At 35.1% G+C, this 18,945-nt stretch carries 19 protein-coding genes; 11 read left to right on the forward strand and 8 right to left on the reverse strand.

All coding sequences use genetic code 11. The features are described from left to right. Positions 1-47 precede the first annotated feature (47 nt). Positions 48-1,055 (forward strand): NAD-dependent epimerase/dehydratase family protein, encoded by a 1,008-nt coding sequence (locus BN863_RS16000; RefSeq protein WP_038532255.1) that lies wholly within the window; start codon positions 48-50, stop codon positions 1,053-1,055. Positions 1,056-1,057: 2 nt separating this feature from the next. Here BN863_RS16000 and BN863_RS16005 read toward each other — a convergent pair whose 3' ends face one another. From BN863_RS16005 to BN863_RS16015, 3 genes are read right to left on the reverse strand one after another with little or no spacing between them, the layout of a single operon-like run. Then, complete coding sequence (locus BN863_RS16005) at positions 1,058-1,522, reverse strand: DUF4296 domain-containing protein (RefSeq protein ID WP_038532257.1); 465 nt, start codon at positions 1,520-1,522, stop codon at positions 1,058-1,060. Continuing rightward, on the reverse strand, positions 1,519-2,865 hold the full coding sequence (locus tag BN863_RS16010) for a dihydroorotase (protein WP_038532258.1): 1,347 nt from the start codon (positions 2,863-2,865) through the stop codon (positions 1,519-1,521). The genes BN863_RS16005 and BN863_RS16010 overlap by 4 nt, the downstream gene beginning before the upstream one ends. 13 nt (positions 2,866-2,878) lie before the next feature. After that, positions 2,879-3,595, reverse strand: a complete 717-nt coding sequence (locus BN863_RS16015; RefSeq protein WP_038532259.1) for a polyprenol monophosphomannose synthase — start codon at positions 3,593-3,595, stop codon at positions 2,879-2,881. A 108-nt stretch (positions 3,596-3,703) separates the two neighbouring features. Between BN863_RS16015 and BN863_RS18345 the strand changes: the two genes are divergently transcribed. Together BN863_RS18345 and BN863_RS16020 are read left to right on the forward strand one after the other, a co-directional pair. After that, positions 3,704-4,351, forward strand: coding sequence for a DUF4271 domain-containing protein (locus tag BN863_RS18345; RefSeq protein ID WP_084817565.1), 648 nt, complete (start codon positions 3,704-3,706; stop codon positions 4,349-4,351). Between the two features lie 24 nt (positions 4,352-4,375). Continuing rightward, entirely contained in the window at positions 4,376-5,125 is a 750-nt protein-coding gene (locus BN863_RS16020; protein WP_038532261.1) for a uroporphyrinogen-III synthase, read from the forward strand. 85 nt (positions 5,126-5,210) lie between these two features. On the opposite strand, the gene pckA is transcribed toward BN863_RS16020, so the two are convergent. Beyond that, positions 5,211-6,827: a phosphoenolpyruvate carboxykinase (ATP) gene (gene pckA, locus BN863_RS16025; RefSeq protein ID WP_038532262.1), complete on the reverse strand. Its 1,617-nt coding sequence runs from the start codon at positions 6,825-6,827 to the stop codon at positions 5,211-5,213. Between the two features lie 101 nt (positions 6,828-6,928). Continuing rightward, entirely contained in the window at positions 6,929-7,324 is a 396-nt protein-coding gene (locus BN863_RS16030; RefSeq protein ID WP_038532263.1) for a DUF423 domain-containing protein, read from the reverse strand. 98 nt (positions 7,325-7,422) lie between these two features. Here BN863_RS16030 and BN863_RS16035 point away from each other — a divergent pair, with 98 nt between their 5' ends. From BN863_RS16035 to BN863_RS16045, 3 genes are all read left to right on the forward strand, one after another. Continuing rightward, positions 7,423-8,787 (forward strand): saccharopine dehydrogenase family protein, encoded by a 1,365-nt coding sequence (locus BN863_RS16035; protein WP_038532265.1) that lies wholly within the window; start codon positions 7,423-7,425, stop codon positions 8,785-8,787. A 64-nt stretch (positions 8,788-8,851) separates the two neighbouring features. Continuing rightward, positions 8,852-9,322 (forward strand): Lrp/AsnC ligand binding domain-containing protein, encoded by a 471-nt coding sequence (locus BN863_RS16040; protein WP_038532267.1) that lies wholly within the window; start codon positions 8,852-8,854, stop codon positions 9,320-9,322. 99 nt (positions 9,323-9,421) lie between these two features. After that, positions 9,422-10,042, forward strand: a complete 621-nt coding sequence (locus BN863_RS16045) for a superoxide dismutase family protein (protein WP_051774902.1) — start codon at positions 9,422-9,424, stop codon at positions 10,040-10,042. A gap of 71 nt (positions 10,043-10,113) precedes the next feature. Here BN863_RS16045 and BN863_RS16050 read toward each other — a convergent pair whose 3' ends face one another. From BN863_RS16050 to leuS, 3 genes are all read right to left on the reverse strand, one after another. Further along, the gene (locus BN863_RS16050) at positions 10,114-10,809 is read right to left on the reverse strand and encodes a zinc metallopeptidase (protein WP_038532268.1); all 696 of its coding nucleotides are present in this window, start codon (positions 10,807-10,809) and stop codon (positions 10,114-10,116) included. Between the two features lie 81 nt (positions 10,810-10,890). Continuing rightward, positions 10,891-11,991: an alanine dehydrogenase gene (gene ald / locus BN863_RS16055; RefSeq protein WP_038532269.1), complete on the reverse strand. Its 1,101-nt coding sequence runs from the start codon at positions 11,989-11,991 to the stop codon at positions 10,891-10,893. Positions 11,992-12,158: 167 nt separating this feature from the next. Beyond that, positions 12,159-15,419, reverse strand: coding sequence for a leucine--tRNA ligase (leuS, locus tag BN863_RS16060; protein ID WP_038532270.1), 3,261 nt, complete (start codon positions 15,417-15,419; stop codon positions 12,159-12,161). A 126-nt stretch (positions 15,420-15,545) separates the two neighbouring features. Here leuS and BN863_RS16065 point away from each other — a divergent pair, with 126 nt between their 5' ends. From BN863_RS16065 to truB, 5 genes are all read left to right on the forward strand, one after another. Further along, a complete protein-coding gene (locus BN863_RS16065; protein WP_038532271.1) occupies positions 15,546-16,424 on the forward strand; it encodes a cell division protein FtsX in 879 nt (292 codons plus the stop codon). 37 nt (positions 16,425-16,461) lie between these two features. Next, positions 16,462-17,073: a hypothetical protein gene (locus BN863_RS16070; RefSeq protein ID WP_038532274.1), complete on the forward strand. Its 612-nt coding sequence runs from the start codon at positions 16,462-16,464 to the stop codon at positions 17,071-17,073. A gap of 83 nt (positions 17,074-17,156) precedes the next feature. Next, complete coding sequence (locus BN863_RS16075) at positions 17,157-17,411, forward strand: DUF3098 domain-containing protein (protein WP_038532276.1); 255 nt, start codon at positions 17,157-17,159, stop codon at positions 17,409-17,411. Then, positions 17,411-18,205 carry an undecaprenyl-diphosphate phosphatase gene (locus BN863_RS16080; protein ID WP_038532279.1) on the forward strand — a complete coding sequence of 265 codons (795 nt, stop codon included), beginning with the start codon at positions 17,411-17,413 and terminating at the stop codon, positions 18,203-18,205. Before BN863_RS16075 ends, BN863_RS16080 begins: the two co-directional genes overlap by 1 nt. 1 nt (position 18,206) lies before the next feature. Then, positions 18,207-18,899 carry a tRNA pseudouridine(55) synthase TruB gene (gene truB / locus BN863_RS16085; protein ID WP_038532281.1) on the forward strand — a complete coding sequence of 231 codons (693 nt, stop codon included), beginning with the start codon at positions 18,207-18,209 and terminating at the stop codon, positions 18,897-18,899. Positions 18,900-18,945: the final 46 nt, after the last annotated feature.

Genomic DNA, 18,945 nt, shown 5'->3' on the forward strand with positions numbered 1-18,945 from the left:
TCGTGGTATAATTACACCTATATTAAATAATTCTTTACCTTAGTTTTATGATTTTAGTTACAGGAGGCACAGGACTTGTTGGTGCACATTTACTTTACAAACTAGCAAGTAATAACGAGAAAATAAGAGCAATTTACAGATCAGAACAAAAACTAGATGTTGTAAAAACCGTGTTTTCGTATTACACTAACGAGATAGATTCGCTTTACAATCGTATTGATTGGGTAAAAGCCGACCTTTTAAATATTCCAGATTTAACCGTTACGTTTAAAGATATATCACAGGTGTATCACTGCGCTGCTTTGGTGTCTTTCGACCCCAACGACTATGTAAGTTTAAAACGAACAAATACGCATGGAACGGCTAATATTGTAAATTTATGTTTATCTCATAACGTTAAAAAACTGTGCTACATTAGTTCTATTGCAACTTTAGGCGAATCTTTAACAGATGCTCCTATTAATGAAAACACTTTTTGGAATCCTGAAGAAGACCATAATGTTTATGCGATTACAAAATATGGCGCAGAAATGGAAGTCTGGAGAGGAACACAAGAAGGATTAGATGCCGTTATTGTAAACCCAGGTGTTATTTTAGGAGGAGGCATCTGGAATCAAGGTACTGGAGATTTATTTAGACGTGTTAATAAGGGCACAAAATATTATACAAATGGTATAACTGGTTTTATTGCTGTTGAAGATGTTGTAAATATCATGACGCTTTTAATGGCTACTGAAACAAAAAACGAACGCTACATCTTAGTTTCAGAACATTGGAGCTTTAAGCAATTATTACAAACTATTGCAAAACATCTAGACGTTAAAGTACCACAAAAGCAAGTACAACCTTGGCAAGCAGAATTGGCATGGCGATTAGATTGGTTACGAAATAAATTAACCGGAAAAAAACGTGTTTTAAGTAAACAATTAGCACAAACCATAAACTTTAAATCTACGTATAGCAACGCAAAAATTGCGACACTTTTAGATTATAAATGGACACCTCTTGAAGAATGTATTAAGAATACTTCTTATCAGTTTAAGAACAAAAAATAAAATTACGGAAATCTTAAAACATCAAGAATTAAACCTCTAATCTCTTCTATCTGATCAGGTTTTAACGCGTTCACAGGTTTTTTATTTATTGAATCTTGCTTGCGCTTTCTTACTTCTGCCTCGGCTTCTTCGGCTGTATATTTTTCTTTAAGAATTGTTAAACTATCATTTACTTTAGTATAAATAGCTTCATATTCATCAATACTATAAGAGTAATATTCATTACTTTCTGCCAACTGAAGACTATCTACATTATACTTGTCGTAAATTAAGGTTTGTAATGATATATTATTTTTGTCTAACGCATTTTTATCTACACCTCGACTTGCCGAAAACAGACTCATATCTAAAATAATATTAGCCATGGTGTTTTCGGGAATCAGGTTTTTCGGCTTTTCTGGCCGCTTTACTTGATGGCAAGCTACCATACTGAATACAACTAAAAGTCCTAAGATAAAACGTTTCATCGGTCGAAGGTTAAACGTTTTGCAGCTTTTACATCATTAAACTTAAAATTCTGATATACCAATTCTCCGTTTAAAAATGTATGCGTAATTCTAGATTTAAAGGTTGTACCTTCAAATGGAGACCACTGACATTTATATAAGATATTCTCTTTAGTAACCGTCCAAGGATTATTTAAATCGACTAAAACTAAATCGGCATAATGGCCAACTTTAATAAACCCACGTTTTTCTACTTGAAATAGAATTGCAGGATTATGACACATTTTTTCGACAACCTTTTCAATAGAAATTTTACCACGATGGTGCATCTCTAACATCGCAGGCAACGCATGCTGTACTAAAGGCCCACCTGATGGTGCTTGGGTGTAAATATTTTGTTTTTGCTCTAATGTATGTGGTGCATGATCTGTTGCTACAACATCTATTCTACCATCTAAAAGTGCTTTCCAAAGTAAATCACGATCATTTTCAGTTTTAACCGCAGGGTTCCATTTTATTAATGTACCTTTTTTCTCATAATCGGCATCTGTAAACCATAAATGATGAATACAAACCTCAGCAGTAATTTTCTTATCCTTTAAAGGAATTTTGTTTGAAAACAATTTTGTTTCCTTTCCTGTAGACAAGTGAAACACGTGTAATCGAGCTCCCGTTTTCTTAGCAAGTTCTATAGCGGTAGAAGATGATAAATAACATGCCTCTTCGCTTCTAATTTCTGGATGATATTTTACAGGAATATCGTCTCCATACTTTTCTTTATAAATTTCGAAATTCTTTTTTATCGTGTCTTCATCCTCACAGTGTACAGCAATTAGCATGTCTACTTTAGAGAAAATCTCTTCTAACACCTTCGGATTATCTACTAGCATATTCCCTGTAGACGATCCTAGAAATAATTTTAGAGCGGCTACATTTTTTGTATCAACTTTTAAAATTTCTTCTAAATTATCGTTTGTTCCTCCAAACATAAACGAATAGTTAGCATAAGACGTTTCTGCTGCAATAGCGAATTTTTCTTCTAATTTTTCGATAGTTGTGGTTTGCGGAATGGTATTAGGCATTTCAATAAACGAGGTAATACCACCAGCAATTGCTGCTCTAGATTCCGTTTTAATATTAGCTTTTTCTGTTAAGCCCGGTTCTCTAAAATGCACTTGATCGTCTATAACGCCTGGTAATACATATTTGCCTTCTGCATCAAAAACTTGTACATCTGAAGATTTTGCACTAATAGATTCCCCTACTTCTTTAATGAATTCTCCTTCAATTAAGATATCGCCTTCCAATATAACACCTTCATTTACAATCTTGGCGTTTTTAATTAGTACTTGTTTTGGTTGCATAGTATTGCTGTCTTTAAAATATACTTTTCAATTTCATAGAAATTACTCCAAAAATAGCTTCCGAAATAATTCCTGAACTTAATTTTGATTCCCCTTTAGTTCTGTCCGTAAAAATAACTGGAACTTCTTCGATTTTAAACTTTTTAATATAGGCTTTAAATTTCATTTCTATTTGAAATGCGTAACCTACAAACTTAATCTTATCCAGATCAATGGTTTCTAAAACCTCACGCTTATAACATACAAATCCGGCAGTTGTATCATGAATTTTCATACCCGTTATAACGCGAACATATTTAGATGCCATATACGACATTAATACACGATTCATTGGCCAATTTACAACATTTACACCTTTTACATATCGTGATCCAATAGATAAATCGGCACCATCTACAGCGCAAGCGTTATACAGTCGTATTAAGTCCTTAGGGTTGTGAGAAAAATCGGCATCCATCTCAAAAATATATTGATATTCATGTTTCAGGCACCATTTAAACCCATGTATATATGCGGTCCCTAAACCAGATTTACCTTGTCTCACCTCTAGAAATAAACGTCCTGCAAACTCCTTTTGTAAATCTCTTACTTTAGCAGCAGTTAAATCTGGCGAATTATCATCTACAACTAGAACATGAAAGTCCTTTTCTTCTGAAAACACAGCCCTTATTATGGTTTCTATATTTTCAATTTCGTTATATGTTGGGATAATGACTATAGAGTCTCTCACTTAAATTTGCTATTAAGTTTACAAATGTACATTATTTCACAATTTCTTTTTTTTAAATATTCCTTAATAATTCAATGTGGCTATTATTATTTTAAATAATTTTGACACATGCTTCGAGAAGTTCCATATAACGAAATATTTACCATTTTAATAATGGTTGGACTCATTTGTATTACAATGGCAAAAGTTTCATTTACCAATAGGTTTAATGATTTTGCAGCCATACTTGCAAACTCAAAATATTTAAACATCTATTCTCGAGATCAGAAGATTATCGACAAGTTTGATACTTTACTTTTTGTAAATTTTGTGATTTCGATTTCCATTTTTGCTTACATTTTCTACAAAGGCTTGGGCATAAACGATACATTAGAGCCTAATACCATAATTAAAATTGTAATAGGACTCTGTATATTTTTGGTAACAAAAATCCATTTTGAACGCCTATTAGGTAGTCTTTTTAATATTGATAAACTTATAGACTATTACCTATTTCAGAAAACGAGCTATAAAAACTTCTTCGGAATCTTACTCGTTCCTGTAAACGCTTTTTTAATCTATAGCATAACACCTTCTAAAACAATTTTATATATCATTTTATCGATATTATTGGTCCTTTTCATTATTAGTTTAGGAACATCACTAAAACGCTATCAAAGTTTAATAAAACCGAACCTTTTTTATTTTATTTTGTATCTTTGCACTCTCGAAATCGCACCCTATGTAATTTTGTACAAATTTGTTACACTTTACTAGCGGTCACCTTAATAAAAAGTGCTTATGAAAGTGAAAACAATTTTAGTCTCTCAACCAGAACCTAAAATAGAAAATTCCCCATATTTTGATCTTCAAGAAAAGCAAAAAGTAAAAATTGATTTCCGTCCTTTTATTCATGTAGAGGGCGTTCCTGCTAAAGAAATTAGACAGCAAAAAGTAGATCTTAACAACTACACTGCTATTATTTTAACAAGCCGTAATGCGGTAGATCACTTTTTTAGAGTTGCTGAAGAAATGCGCTTTAAAGTCCCAGATTCATTGAAATATTTCTGTCAGTCTGAAGCTGTAGCGTATTATCTTCAAAAGTATGTGGTTTACAGAAAACGAAAAATTTATGTTGGTAAACGTACATTTTCTGAATTAACGCCTTTAATAAAAAAATATAAAGACGAGAAGTTTTTACTTCCAACTACAGACAAATTAAAACCTGAAGTTCCAGAAATTTTAGATGGTTTAAAAATCGATTGGAAAGAAGCTGTATTTTACAAAACTGTAATTAGCGACTTATCTGATTTGGCTGATGTCTCTTACGACATTTTAGTGTTTTTTAGCCCATCGGGAATTGAATCGTTATTCCATAATTTCCCAGATTTTAAGCAAAACGACACAAGAATAGCCGTTTTTGGTAACACAACAGTTAAAGCTGTTGAAGAAAAAGGGTTAAGGGTAGATATATCTGCTCCAACTCCAGAAACGCCATCTATGACCATGGCTTTAGACAAGTATATAGATAAAGCTAATAAAGGAAAATAGATTGATTTAACACTACATTTAAAAAGGCGATTCTTTAAAAGAATCGCCTTTTTTTTGGTTTAATTTGATTTGGTAACTTAGATCATTAAGGATTATAACGTTGTGGTCCGCCACGTCTTATTTCTTCGCTTGCTATACTTTCAAACTGCTCGAAGTTTTTTCTAAATGCATTGGTCAGTTTAAATGCCGTTGCATAATAGGCTTCATCATCATTCCAAGTTGCTCTTGGACTTAAAACAGATGTTGGCACTCCTGGACAAGTTCGTGGTTGTGCGACTCCAAATACAGAGTGAATATGGTAATCGTGGTAATTATATAATCCTAAATCACCATTTAGAACGGCATTAATCATAGCACGTGTATATTTTAACTTCATACGGGTTCCAACGCCATAAGGGCCTCCGGTCCAACCTGTATTAATTAACCATACATTTACCCCTGATTCCTTCATTTTCAAACTCAACATTTCTGCATATTTAGCAGGGTGTAACGGCATAAAAGGCGCTCCAAAACAAGCTGAGAATGATGGTACAGGTTCTTTTACTCCCGCTTCTGTTCCTGCTACTTTTGCTGTATATCCCGATATAAAATGATAAGCTGCTTGTGCTGGCGTTAATTTAGAAATCGGCGGAATCACTCCAAAGGCATCTGCCGTCAAAAAAAATATATTCTTAGTGTTCTTTCCTATAGATGGGACTTGAATGTTTTCAATATGATTTATAGGATAACTTACACGTGTATTTTGAGTGATGGATGTATCTGCAAAATCGACTTGACCGTCTTTGTCTAAAATCACATTTTCAAGAATGGCACCGCGTTTAATGGCGTTAAAAATATCAGGTTCGTTTTCTTCACATAAATTAATCACTTTTGCATAACAACCACCTTCAAAATTAAAGACTGTATTCTCGTTTGTCCAACCGTGTTCGTCATCTCCTATTAACTTACGATTTGGATCTGCAGAAAGTGTTGTTTTCCCTGTTCCTGAAAGTCCGAAGAAAATAGCAGTATCGCCATCTTTCCCCACATTAGCACTACAGTGCATTGGCAACGTATTCTTATATACCGGAAGAATAAAGTTTAAAGCAGAGAATATCCCTTTTTTAATCTCTCCTGTATATCCAGTACCCCCAATTAAGGCAATTTTTCTAGTAAAATCTAATATCGCGAAGTTATGTTGTCGTGTTCCATCTTCTTCAGGAACAGCCATAAATTTAGGCGCACAAACTATAGACCATTCGGGTTCAAAATTTTCCAATTCAAGCTCCGTAGGTCTTAAAAACATATTATGCGCAAACATATTACTCCAAGGCAATTCTGTAATAACACGAATATTTAATTTATAATTCGGATCAGCACAAGCATAGCTATCTCTAACAAACACTTCTTTACCCGATAAATAGTTTACAACCTTATCGTATAAGGCATTAAAGTCTTCAGATTTAAAAGGGATATTTACATCACCCCACCACACTAAATCTTTAGTCACATCGTCCTTTACTATAAAACGATCTTTAGGCGACCGTCCAGTAAATTCGCCTGTATTAACAGCTAGGGCTCCAGAGGAAGATTCTACACCTAAACCTCTGTCAATAGTTAAATCATGTAATTCGTCTGAGGATAATTGATACTGTACTTCTGCATTTTTGATTCCGTAAGATTCTAACGAAATCGATTTCGTAGTTTGAATGTTATTTGCCATAATAATACTTATTTACTGTACAAATATGTAAAATTTATTTTAGAACGCTATTACAAATTTTACATATTTACACAAATTAACTTGAGTTACATATTATATTCTTAATTATTATCGTTTTTTAATTTAAAAAATGATAATATCATAATTACCCAACCTATAATCATTAACAGTCCTCCTATAGGAGTTACAAACCCAATGGTTTTAAAATCGAAGTCTGTAAGCACGTTGGTTGCTAAACCATAAATCGACCCAGAAAACAAGATAACGCCCGCTAAAACAAAATAATAAATAATCGATTTTTTATTACTCGCAATTAGATTTGTACTTCCAACAAATAACAATACTAATGCGTGGTACATTTGGTATCTCACGCCTGTTTCGAAAGTAGTAATCGATTCTGCAGAAATTAAAGGTTTTAATCCATGGGCTGCAAAAGCTCCAATAACAACACTTAAAAGCCCTAATATTCCAGCAGTTATCACAATTTTTTTATCCATATAAATCTTGTATTCGAAGATTTCAAACTTACTATTTAGTATATTTATAAATCTTATCTCTTTTAGCGTATTTTTTAAACTAGTTAAATTTTACTACCATGCGACACATTCTAGTTATTGGCTCAGGAAAATCGACATCGTATCTTATTTGGTATTTATTAGACCAATCTGAAACCGAAAACATACACCTAACCATTGCAGATATCAATCTAGAACACGCTAAAAAACTGACTAAAAACCATGCTAATGTATCTACTATAAAGTTCGACATTTTTGACGACATTTCCCGCAGAAAACGCATTAAAAATGCAGATATTATTATATCTATGCTCCCCGCCAGATTTCATATTGAAGTCGCCAAAGACTGCCTAGAATTTGGTAAAAATCTAGTAACCGCATCTTACATTAGCGACGAGCTACAAGCCTTACATTCATCTGTAATAAAAAAAGGATTGGTATTTATGAATGAGATTGGTGTAGACCCTGGAATAGACCATATGAGTGCCATGCAGGTTATAGACCGCATTAAAGCGAAAGGCGGAAACATGATACTTTTTGAATCGTTTACAGGCGGTTTAGTAGCTCCGGAAAACGACACAAACCTATGGAACTACAAATTTACTTGGAACCCTAGAAATGTTGTTATTTCGGGTCAAGGTGGTGTTGCTAAATTTCTTCAAGAAAGCACGTTTAAATACATCCCTTACAACCGTCTATTTAGACGTACTGAATTTCTAGAAATTGAAGGTTACGGCCGATTTGAAGCTTATGCAAATCGAGATTCTTTAAAATACCAAAGTGTCTACGGGTTAGATAATATTAAAACACTATATCGCGGCACAATGCGACGAGTTGGCTTTAGCAGAGCTTGGAATATGTTTGTACAGCTTGGTATGACAGACGATAGCTACATCATGGAAGACAGCGAACATTTAAGTTATCGCGACTTTGTAAATGCATTTTTACCTTACAGCCCTTCAGATTCGGTTGAAATTAAATTTCGTCATCAGTTAAAAATTGATCAAGACGATGTGGTATGGAACAAATTTTTAGAATTAGACATTTTTAATCCGAATAAAAAAACAGGAATTAAAGACGGCACTCCAGCACAACTACTGCAACACATTTTAATGGAGTCTTGGACCTTAGCTCAAGACGATAAAGACATGATAGTAATGTATCATAAGTTCGGATACGAATTAGATGGTAAAAATTACCAAATAGACGCTACAATGGTTACCAAAGGCGAAGACCAAACCTATACCGCAATGGCAAAAACAGTAGGTTTACCTGTCGCTATTGCCGCCTTAGCCATATTGAACAAAAAAATAACAACACCTGGAGTTCAACGACCAATTACTAAAGAAGTCTACACCCCTATTTTAGAAGAACTCAAGCACTTCGATATAAAATTCACAGAAAAAGAAGTGCCTTACCTAGGTTACAATCCTTTAATTCTGTAACATTAATAGTTTCAATTTAAAACCCTTTCAGTACTTTTATATTCAATTTTAGAATCATTAATTTATGAAAGTTACAAATCAGAACATTGAAATAGACGGTATCGATAAAGAAATTCTTCGCGCCCTTATGGGAGATGCAAGAACACCTATTTTAGAAATTGCAAGAGGTGTAGGCATTTCTGGTGCTGCAATCCATCAGCGACTACGCAAATTAGAGAAATCTGGATTAATATCGGGTTCTAAATTCACCATAAACCCTAAGATTTTAGGCTACACTACCATGGCATTTATCGGTATTTATCTAGACAAAGCCATGAGTAATCCTGAAGCCGTAAAACACTTAAGAAAAATACCAGAAGTCATAGAGTGTCATTACACAACTGGAAACTGGAGTATTTTTATAAAAATATTATGTCGAGATAACGAGCATTTAATGCAATTGCTTAATAAAGACATTCAATCTATTGAAGGTGTTTCAAGAACTGAAACCTTCATTTCACTACAACAACAAATTGACAGACAAATTCCAATATAACGAAACTGCTTATGATTTGAGTTAATTATATATGTAATGCAATCAATCTAGATGCTTATGATTTTTTAATTTCACCGTAAACAATTAAAAATCAACATTATGAACATTTACAAAATAGCATTGATTGCCATATGCACTGTAGGACTAACATCTTGCGATGATAAAAAAAAGCAGAACACTCCAATGTCCGACCCTACACACACGCCTAACATAGAAAGTGTCATAGAAAACAACACAGACAGTACAGATATGGCAAACACATCACAAATTAAAGTGGTTTTAGAAGCCAAAAGCGACAGCAAAGTCTCTGGAACAATTATTTTTACCGAGGTCGATGACACTGTAAATATGCTTGGAGAACTTGAAGGATTAAAACCAAATACCGAACACGCGATTCATTTGCACGAAACAGCCGATTGTTCTTCGCATGATGCAAAATCTACTGGAGGACACTGGAATCCTACCGATTCTAAACATGGAAAATGGGGAGACTCTGAAGGGTATCACCGTGGAGATATAGGAAATTTCACTAGTGATGAAAACGGTAACGCCACCGTAACTTTTAAAACAGACGAATGGTGTTTAGATTGCGAAGACAGCACTAGAACTATTTCTGGTAGAGGACTTATAATACACCAAGGTAAAGACGATTTTAAGACACAACCAACTGGTAACGCTGGAAAACGTATTGCTTGTGGTGGTTTAGAAATTGAAAAATAACAAACTAAAATTACACAAAAAAAAGGTCGAATTTTAAAAATTCGACCTTTTTTATATGGTATATATTCTATTTAATCGCGACCGCCTAGAATTTGCATAGCCCAATATAATAACGAAGCTAAAGCTCCAATTGCCGCTACCAAATACGTTCTTGCTGCCCAGTTTAAAGCATCTTCTGCACCAGCATATTCGTTAGGTGCTAACATGTTTTTATTTTTCAACCAAGCCAAAGCACGATTACTAGCATCGTATTCTACAGGTAAAGTAACAAAACTAAAAATTGTAGCCATACCCATCATAAGCAAACCTACAACAGACACCCAAAATCCTAAACCTGCTCCAGCAGCTGCACCAAGCATTAAACCACCAATAACTAACCATTGCGACATCTTAGACGACACGTTAACAGCAGGAACTAACTGAGAACGCAACGTTAACCAACTATAGGCTTGAGCATGCTGAACCGCATGACCACATTCGTGTGCTGCAACTGCCGCAGCCGCTGCATTAGCATGTGAATACACAGACTCACTTAAATTGACTGTTTTGTTTCTCGGATCGTAATGATCTGTTAATTGTCCTGGAGTTGATATCACCTTTACATCGCGAATACCATTATCGGCTAACATTTTTTCTGCAATTTCTTTCCCCGTCATGCCATTACGCAAATGTACTTTAGAATAGGTCTTAAATTTAGACTTAAGCTTGTTACTAACCAACCAGCTCACTAAGGCAATGGCACCAATAAGTATATAATAATTGAACATCTTCTTAATTTTTAAAAAGTTAAATTTAATATATTATATCAAATAATGCGCCAAATACATATTAAGAAATTTTGTCAGCTATTAAACCTGTTTCACTCCCCAGTCAAAAGCATCGTTTATTTCGTTATAAACAATCTCTCCACCAACAATGTTTAATCCTTTTTGAAGCGCTGTATCCTCAGCACAAGCCTCGGCCCAACCTTTGTTTGCTAGTTTTAAAACATATGGCAAAGTAACATTTGTTAACGCTAAAGTAGATGTATAAGGTACTGCACCTGGCATATTAGCAACACAATAGTGTACAATATCATCAATAATAAACGTAGGGTCTTCATGCGTAGTGGCTTTAGTAGTCTCTATACAGCCACCTTGATCTACGGCTACATCTACCAATACCGTTCCCGGACGCATTAATTTTAGCATATCTCGGGTGATTAATTTTGGAGCTTTCCCTCCTTTTAATAAGACACCTCCAATAATTAAATCGTGTGTTTGAATGTGTTTTCTAATATTATAAACACTAGAATATTCTGTAACAACGTGGCTAGGCATAATATCATTCACATAGCGTAAGCGTTTCATATTCACATCCATAATGGTAACATGCGCCCCTAAACCTGCAGCCATTTTTGCTGCCTGTACTCCAACAACACCTGCCCCTAAAATCAATACTTTTCCTGGCGATACTCCCGGAACTCCACCTAAAAGAATCCCTCTACCTTTAATAGGTTTTTCTAAATATTTTGCACCTTGCTGTATGGCCATTCTACCAGCAACCTCAGACATTGGTGTTAATAAAGGTAAGGTTCCATCTGCATCCTCTACGGTTTCGTAGGCAATACAAACCGCATTACTTTTTAACATCGCCAAGGTTAATGCTTCGCTAGATGCAAAATGAAAATAAGTAAACACAATCTGTTGCGGCTGAATTAAAGCATATTCTTCCTCTATGGGTTCCTTTACTTTTACAATCATATCGCTGGATTTGTAAACCTCTTGAATGGTCTCCAAAATAACAGCACCAACCTCTTGATAGATGTCATCAAAAAACCCACTGCCTTCCCCTGCTGTAGATTGCACATAAACCGTGTGCCCTAGATTAACCAATTCGTAAACTCCGGCTGGCGTCATACCAACACGATTTTCATTATTCTTAATTTCTTTTGGAATACCTATTTTCATGATAATATATTTTATCAGTCAAATTTCGTATTTTTTAACTACACCCCGTAAAAAAATAGGGGTCAGATAGCAAAAATTACACTTTTACCACGCTAACCCCTTAAAAAATATAGGCTATAAGAATTTAATTCGATTTCTATAGCACTTTCACAATTTTACAACTGTTTTTATCCTACAATGTTAATAATCTTTCCTGGCACAACAATTACCTTTTTAGGTGTGCGTCCTTGTAATTGCTCTTGCGTTTTTTCGTGAGCCATAACTATCTCCTCGATTTCATCCTTTTTTAAGTCTAGAGATAACTCTAAAGTAAAACGTGTTTTTCCGTTGAAAGAAATTGGATACACTTTACTGCTTTCTACTAAATGACTCCCGTCAAATTCTGGGAACGGTGCTTCAGAAATAGATTCTGAATTCCCTAACTTGCTCCATAATTCTTCTGCAATATGCGGTGCATAAGGCGATAACAAAACTAAGAACGGTTCTAACACCGCTTTACTCACACATTTTTGTGCGTTGAATTCGTTTACAGCAATCATAAAGGTAGATACCGAAGTATTGAAAGAGAAATTCTCAATATCTTCTTGGACCTTTTTAATGGTTTTATGAAGCGTTTTTAAATTGTCTTTCGTTGGTTCTGCATCTGTAACATTTACAGCGTCTTCACCAACATATAATTTCCACAACTTTTTAAGGAAACCATGTACTCCTGTAATTCCTGCAGTATTCCACGGTTTTGCCTGCTCTAATGGTCCTAAGAACATTTCGTATAAACGCAAACTGTCTGCACCATATTCTGCACAAATCTGGTCTGGATTAACGACGTTGTACTTCGATTTTGACATTTTTTCGACCTCACGACCTACTTTAAATATACCATCCTCTAATACAAATTCTGCATCTTTAAAATCTTCTCCAAACTCACCATCAGTTTTTAATCCTTCAATATCTAATTCATCTGAAGCGTTTACATACTGAACTTTTACGTGAATAGGCGTCACCTTTTTACCTTCAATCAAACCATGAGAAAGATAAGTATTTGTTCCTTCTTCACGATACACAAAAGCACTAGTTCCCAAAATCATCCCTTGGTTAATCAGCTTTTTAAAAGGTTCTTCAATGTTTACAAATCCGCGGTCTTTTAAGAATTTCACCCAAAAACGAGAGTATAATAAATGACCTGTTGCATGTTCACTACCACCAATATATAAATCGACACTTTCCCAATAGTTTAGCGCATCTTCGCTAGCAAAGACATCGCCTCGTTTTGAAGCCTCTTCCATATAACGGAAGAAATACCAAGAGCTTCCCGCCCAACCTGGCATGGTATTTAATTCTAATGGAAATACAGTGGTATGGTTTATCTTTTCGTTGCTAACAACGGTATGTGTTTCTGTACACCAAGCCCAAACATCGGCACGACCTAAAGGTGGCTCTCCGGTTTCGGTTGGTAAATATTTTTCTACTTCTGGCAAACGAATTGGTAAATGTTCGGTTGCAATCATTTGTGGTTTTCCATTTACGTAATACACCGGAAATGGTTCTCCCCAATACCGCTGACGACTAAATACGGCATCGCGTAAACGGTAATTTGTTTTTCCTTCACCTTGTCCGATTGCTTCCAAGGCTTCAATGGCTTTTGAAGTCGCTTCTTTATAAGACAAACCGTTTAAGAAATCGCTATTTGTAAGTTTAGTATTTCCTTTTTCAGCGAACGCTTCTTCAGAAACATCTACACCTTCAAAAATATTTGGAATAGCAATATCAAAATGTTTTGCAAAATCGTAATCACGTTGGTCACCACAAGGCACCGCCATAACAGCTCCTGTTCCGTAGCTTGCCAATACGTAATCTCCAATCCAAATTGCAATAGGTTCTTTGGTAAACGGATGCTCGGCATAGGCTCCTGTAAACACACCAGAAATGGTTTTTACATCGGCCATACGCTCACGTTCACTACGTTTTGCCGTTTTTTCTATATATGCCTCAACGTCTGCTTTTTGAGCATCAGTAGTAATTTTCGATACTAATTCGTGTTCCGGAGCCAATGTCATGAAACTTACTCCGAAAATCGTATCAGGACGAGTAGTAAATACTTCAATCCCCCCAGCCCCCGAAGGGGTAGCTTGCTCACTCTTAACGGATGCTCTTTGTGCTAATTCTTTACTAACAACCTCTAAAACACTCTCAATATTACCTAAAACTTCTTCGTTTTTAAATCGCAACACCTTAAATCCTTTAGATTCTAAAACCAAAGTTCTTTCGGTATCAGCTTCTAATTGAGAATTATGAATTTCTCCATCAACTTCAATAATTAATCTTTTATCAAGACAAACAAAATCAACAATAAAATCTTCTATTAAATGTTGTTGTCTGAATTTATGTTCTATTTTTTTTCCTCTCAAACTCTCCCATAAAGCAGCCTCAGCTTGTGTTGGATTTGCTCGCATTTCTTTTGCACGTTCAAGAAGTAAATGAGAATTATTACCACCTGTCATATACCCAGCACGCTTATCAGAACCTGCAGTCTCTTCCCCTTTGGGGAAGGATAGGATGGGGAACGTTACACTAGCACCAACAGATTTTCCAATCCAGTTACGCTGACTTTCTTTCAACGAATCGGTCCAGTCAATATCATTTAAGCCCTGAAGCAAACGCTCTGCATAAGCAGAAATACGCATACTCCATTGTGTCATTTTTTTTCTAATTACAGGATATCCACCGCGTTCGGATACACCGTTAACAATCTCGTCGTTTGCTAAAACAGTTCCTAATTCTGGACACCAGTTTACTTCGGTTTCAGCCAAATACGTTAAACGGTACTGTAATAAAACGGCTTGTTTTTGTTCTGAAGAAAACCCGTTCCATTCCTCAGCAGTAAATGGTACGATATTATCGTCGCAAACCGCATTTACAGAAGCGTTTCCTTCTTTAGAAAACACGGCTTCTAAAGTTGAAATATCTTCAGCTTTAGCGGTATCGTTATTAAACCAAGAATTGAACAATTGCACAAAAATCCATTGTGTCCATTTGTAATATTCCGGATTCGAAGTACGTACTTCACGAGACCAGTCGAAAGAAAATCCGATTTGGTCTAATTGACGACGGTAGGTGGCGATATTTGTTTCGGTAGTAATAGCAGGATGCTGACCCGTTTGAATTGCATATTGTTCTGCCGGCAAACCAAAACTATCGTATCCTTGCGGATGCAACACATTAAATCCTTTATGGCGCTTGTAACGTGCATAAATATCTGAAGCAATATACCCTAACGGATGCCCAACGTGTAATCCTGCTCCAGACGGATAAGGAAACATATCGAGGATGTAGTATTTAGGTTTTTCAGATTGATTTTTGGCCTCGAACGTTTTGTGTTCTGCCCAATATTTTTGCCACTTGGCTTCTATGTCGTTAAAATGGTATTGCATATTGTCGTATTCCGCTTAATAAAGGCGCAAATTTAAGGTTATTATAACAATGTTGAAAGTTTAAACGTTGTTATCCTAAAGGAAATAGATTTCTTTTATATTTTTACAAACAAATTTACGCCTTATATGAGCTCATCTTTTGAAAGTTATCAAAAACGCCGATTAATATCGTCTTATTTCTCTGTGGTCTTGAGTATTGCTTTAGTATTATTCTTACTTGGTTTACTAGGCATGCTCGTGCTTAACACCAAGAAAGTTGCCGACCATTTTAAAGAACAAGTGGTGGTTACTATCTATTTAAAAGATTCGGCAAAAGAAGTTGAAACCAAACAACTTGAAAAAAGCTTATCGATGGCCGAATACGTAAAGACAACCGAGTATGTTTCTAAGGAACAGGCAGCCGAATTTATGAAGGCTGAAAACGGTGAAGATTTCATGAATTTCTTAGGTTTTAATCCGCTTCAAAATTCTATCGATGTGCATTTAAAAGCAGACTTTGTAACGTCTGAACATTTAAAAACCATATCTGACGAAGCTCTAGCAAAAACGTTTGTGGAAGAAGTGCGTTACGACAACGATTTGGTAAACCTCATGAACGAAAACGTAAAGCGCATTAGCTTCTGGATTTTAGTTATTAGCGGTATATTTACATTAATAGCCGTGCTACTTATAAATAGCTCAATCCGACTTTCTGTATATTCTAAACGATTCACGATAAAAACCATGCAAATGGTAGGCGCAACCAAGCACTTTATTAGAAGACCTTTTGTTTGGAAAAGTGTAAAATTAGGTATTATTGGTGCTATTATAGCTTTAATTGGAATGGCTATTGTATTCTATTATTTAAATGAAACATTCCCGGATTTACAATTATTAAACAATCCGATTTTAGTTGGAGGCCTATTTGTAACCATCTTTATTTTAGGAATATTAATCACCTGGATTAGTACATTTATTGCCACGCAACGCTTCCTAAATTTAAAAACCGACCAATTATACTATTAATATTATGATAAAATCTATTTGCTTATCACTGCTTTTTTTGTTCGTAATTAGCTGTAAAAAAGAGGTTAAAAACTTACCTGAAGATTTTGATTTTGGTGATACAAAAGACAACACATATACTAATGCTTATTTTGGATTGACTTTTAATTATCCTGAAGCATGGTATCAGCAATCTAAACACGACATTAAAGCGATTACCGATAAAGGTGAAAAGTATTTAGCACGCGAAAACACCAAAATGGGGTCTATTTTAAAGGCTTCACAAATTAATACGGCCTATTTATTTTCACTTTTTAAATATCCGGTAAAAGAACCTCAAGGCTACAATGCGTCTTTAAGTGTGATTGCAGAAAATGTAGGTGGAAACCCTAAAATTACTCGTGGTCGCGATTATTTATTTAATTCTAAAGAGTTACTAAAAGAAACGCCTGCTGGTTTTGAATTTGAAGAAGACTTTGACACTAAAACATTAGGAGGTAAAACTTTTGATGTAATGCGTGCTAAAGCAACTTTTGGTGGCTATCCAGTGAACCAAGAATTTTACAGCATCGTGCGTTATGGTTTCAGCTTATCGTTTATATTATCGTACACCAACGAAGAAGAAAAAGCAGTGCTGCACGAGATTATAGACTCGATAGACTTAGAGTAATTTTAAGTAAGCTTTAAGGATTCTTTTTAAATAAAACCGTTAATTTGCAGTGCTTTCAAAGCTAATGCATTATTAAAATAAACATGGGAGAACAAAAAAATAAAGACCTAAGTAAAGGGGAGTTTATCTTCGGAAAAAAAAATTATAAGTTTATGCTTATCGGACTTGGCGTAATTGCGTTAGGTTTTATATTAATGTCTGGTGGCGGTAGCAACGACCCGAATGTATTTAGTCCAGATATTTTTAGTTTCAGAAGAATTCGATTGGCTCCAACCTTAGTTTTAATAGGATTTGGAATTCAGATTTATGCTATACTTTTAAATCCGAATAAAAAATAATGGAAACTATTGATGCAATTATCCTTGGAGTTATTCAAGGTCTTACCGAATTTTTACCAGTATCGTCAAGTGGGCATTTAGAAATAGGAAAAGCTATTTTAGGAGACCATTCTGTACCAGAAGAAAGTTTATTATTTACCGTAGTACTTCACTTTGCAACAGCATTAAGTACCATGGTTATTTTTAGAAAAGATATTTTAGACCTTATAAAAGGGGCTTTAAAATTTGAATGGAATGAAGATTTACAATTCATTTCTAAAATAGCGCTTTCAATGATTCCTGCAGTAATTGTAGGATTGTTTTTTGAAGAACAATTAGAATCACTTTTTGGAGGCAACTTACTATTAGTAGGTGCTATGCTTATTGTAACAGCTGTACTACTTTTCCTTGCAGATAAAGCAAAAGACACAGGAAAACCGGTAACGTTTAAAAATGCTTTTATTATTGGAATCTCTCAAGCCATTGCCATGTTGCCAGGAATTTCAAGGTCTGGAGCCACAATTTCAACATCGGTTTTATTAGGAAATGACAAAACTAAAGCGGCTCGTTTTTCATTTTTAATGGTTGTTCCTTTAATTTTCGGAAAAATAGCTAAAGACATTTTAGGAGGCGAATTAAATTTCGACAGCACAAACATCACTGCGCTTTCGGCAGGATTTATCGCAGCTTTTATATGTGGTCTTTTCGCCTGTACTTGGATGATATCTTTAGTGAAGAAAAGTAAATTATCTTATTTCGCCATCTATTGTGCTATTGTAGGATGTATTGCCATTGGTTATACGGTTTTAAATTAATATGAAAACATTAGAAGATTACCAAGCCGGACAAGTCCTATTGATTGACAAACCTTTGCATTGGACCTCTTTTCAGGCCGTAAACAAACTGCGTTGGGAAATACGACAAGCCTTTAATATAAAGAAAATAAAAGTGGGTCATGCCGGAACGCTCGATCCTTTAGCTACTGGCCTTTTAGTGATTTGTACCGGTAAAATGACCAAGCAAATAGATACTTTCCAGGGGCAGATTAAAGAATACACTGGAACCATTGTTTTAGGGGGTACTACACCGTCTTTCGATTTAGAAACCGAAATTAATGAAACATATCCTACAGCTCATATTACTCCGGAATTAATCCACGAAACCACTAAACAGTTTATTGGAGACATTGAGCAATATCCACCGGTGTTTTCGGCTATAAAGAAAGATGGTAAGCGCTTGTATGAATTTGCTCGTGCTGGTGAAGACGTTGAAATAAAACCAAGAACCATCCATATTGCGGCATTTGAAATCACTAACATTATTGAAAATAACGTCGAGTTTAGAGTAGTTTGCAGTAAAGGAACTTACATACGCTCTTTAGCAAACGATTTTGGTAAGGCTCTAGGTTCAGGCGGACATTTATCTGTTTTACGTCGTACTAAAATTGGCGATTTTAATGTAGACAACGCTTTAAGTCCAGAGCAATTTATAGCACAATTGAAAGGCTAAACCTTCAAAACATTCGTATATTAGTTTTGATTTCACCCCAAATACA

The organism is Formosa agariphila KMM 3901 (assembly GCF_000723205.1).
In the GTDB taxonomy this organism is placed as follows: Bacteria; Bacteroidota; Bacteroidia; order Flavobacteriales; family Flavobacteriaceae; genus Formosa; species Formosa agariphila.

Bases quoted from the DNA above. Each gene is read 5' to 3' on its own strand.
- BN863_RS16000 (WP_038532255.1), top strand. From the start codon at position 48: ATGATTTTAGTTACAGGAGGCACAGGACTTGTTGGTGCACATTTACTT.
- BN863_RS16005 (WP_038532257.1), bottom strand. From the start codon at position 1,522: ATGAAACGTTTTATCTTAGGACTTTTAGTTGTATTCAGTATGGTAGCT.
- BN863_RS16010 (WP_038532258.1), bottom strand. From the start codon at position 2,865: ATGCAACCAAAACAAGTACTAATTAAAAACGCCAAGATTGTAAATGAA.
- BN863_RS18345 (WP_084817565.1), top strand. From the start codon at position 3,704: ATGCTTCGAGAAGTTCCATATAACGAAATATTTACCATTTTAATAATG.
- BN863_RS16020 (WP_038532261.1), top strand. From the start codon at position 4,376: ATGAAAGTGAAAACAATTTTAGTCTCTCAACCAGAACCTAAAATAGAA.
- pckA (WP_038532262.1), bottom strand. From the start codon at position 6,827: ATGGCAAATAACATTCAAACTACGAAATCGATTTCGTTAGAATCTTAC.
- BN863_RS16030 (WP_038532263.1), bottom strand. From the start codon at position 7,324: ATGGATAAAAAAATTGTGATAACTGCTGGAATATTAGGGCTTTTAAGT.
- BN863_RS16035 (WP_038532265.1), top strand. From the start codon at position 7,423: ATGCGACACATTCTAGTTATTGGCTCAGGAAAATCGACATCGTATCTT.
- BN863_RS16040 (WP_038532267.1), top strand. From the start codon at position 8,852: ATGAAAGTTACAAATCAGAACATTGAAATAGACGGTATCGATAAAGAA.
- BN863_RS16045 (WP_051774902.1), top strand. From the start codon at position 9,422: ATGAACATTTACAAAATAGCATTGATTGCCATATGCACTGTAGGACTA.
- BN863_RS16050 (WP_038532268.1), bottom strand. From the start codon at position 10,809: ATGTTCAATTATTATATACTTATTGGTGCCATTGCCTTAGTGAGCTGG.
- ald (WP_038532269.1), bottom strand. From the start codon at position 11,991: ATGAAAATAGGTATTCCAAAAGAAATTAAGAATAATGAAAATCGTGTT.
- leuS (WP_038532270.1), bottom strand. From the start codon at position 15,419: ATGCAATACCATTTTAACGACATAGAAGCCAAGTGGCAAAAATATTGG.
- BN863_RS16065 (WP_038532271.1), top strand. From the start codon at position 15,546: ATGAGCTCATCTTTTGAAAGTTATCAAAAACGCCGATTAATATCGTCT.
- BN863_RS16075 (WP_038532276.1), top strand. From the start codon at position 17,157: ATGGGAGAACAAAAAAATAAAGACCTAAGTAAAGGGGAGTTTATCTTC.
- BN863_RS16080 (WP_038532279.1), top strand. From the start codon at position 17,411: ATGGAAACTATTGATGCAATTATCCTTGGAGTTATTCAAGGTCTTACC.
- truB (WP_038532281.1), top strand. From the start codon at position 18,207: ATGAAAACATTAGAAGATTACCAAGCCGGACAAGTCCTATTGATTGAC.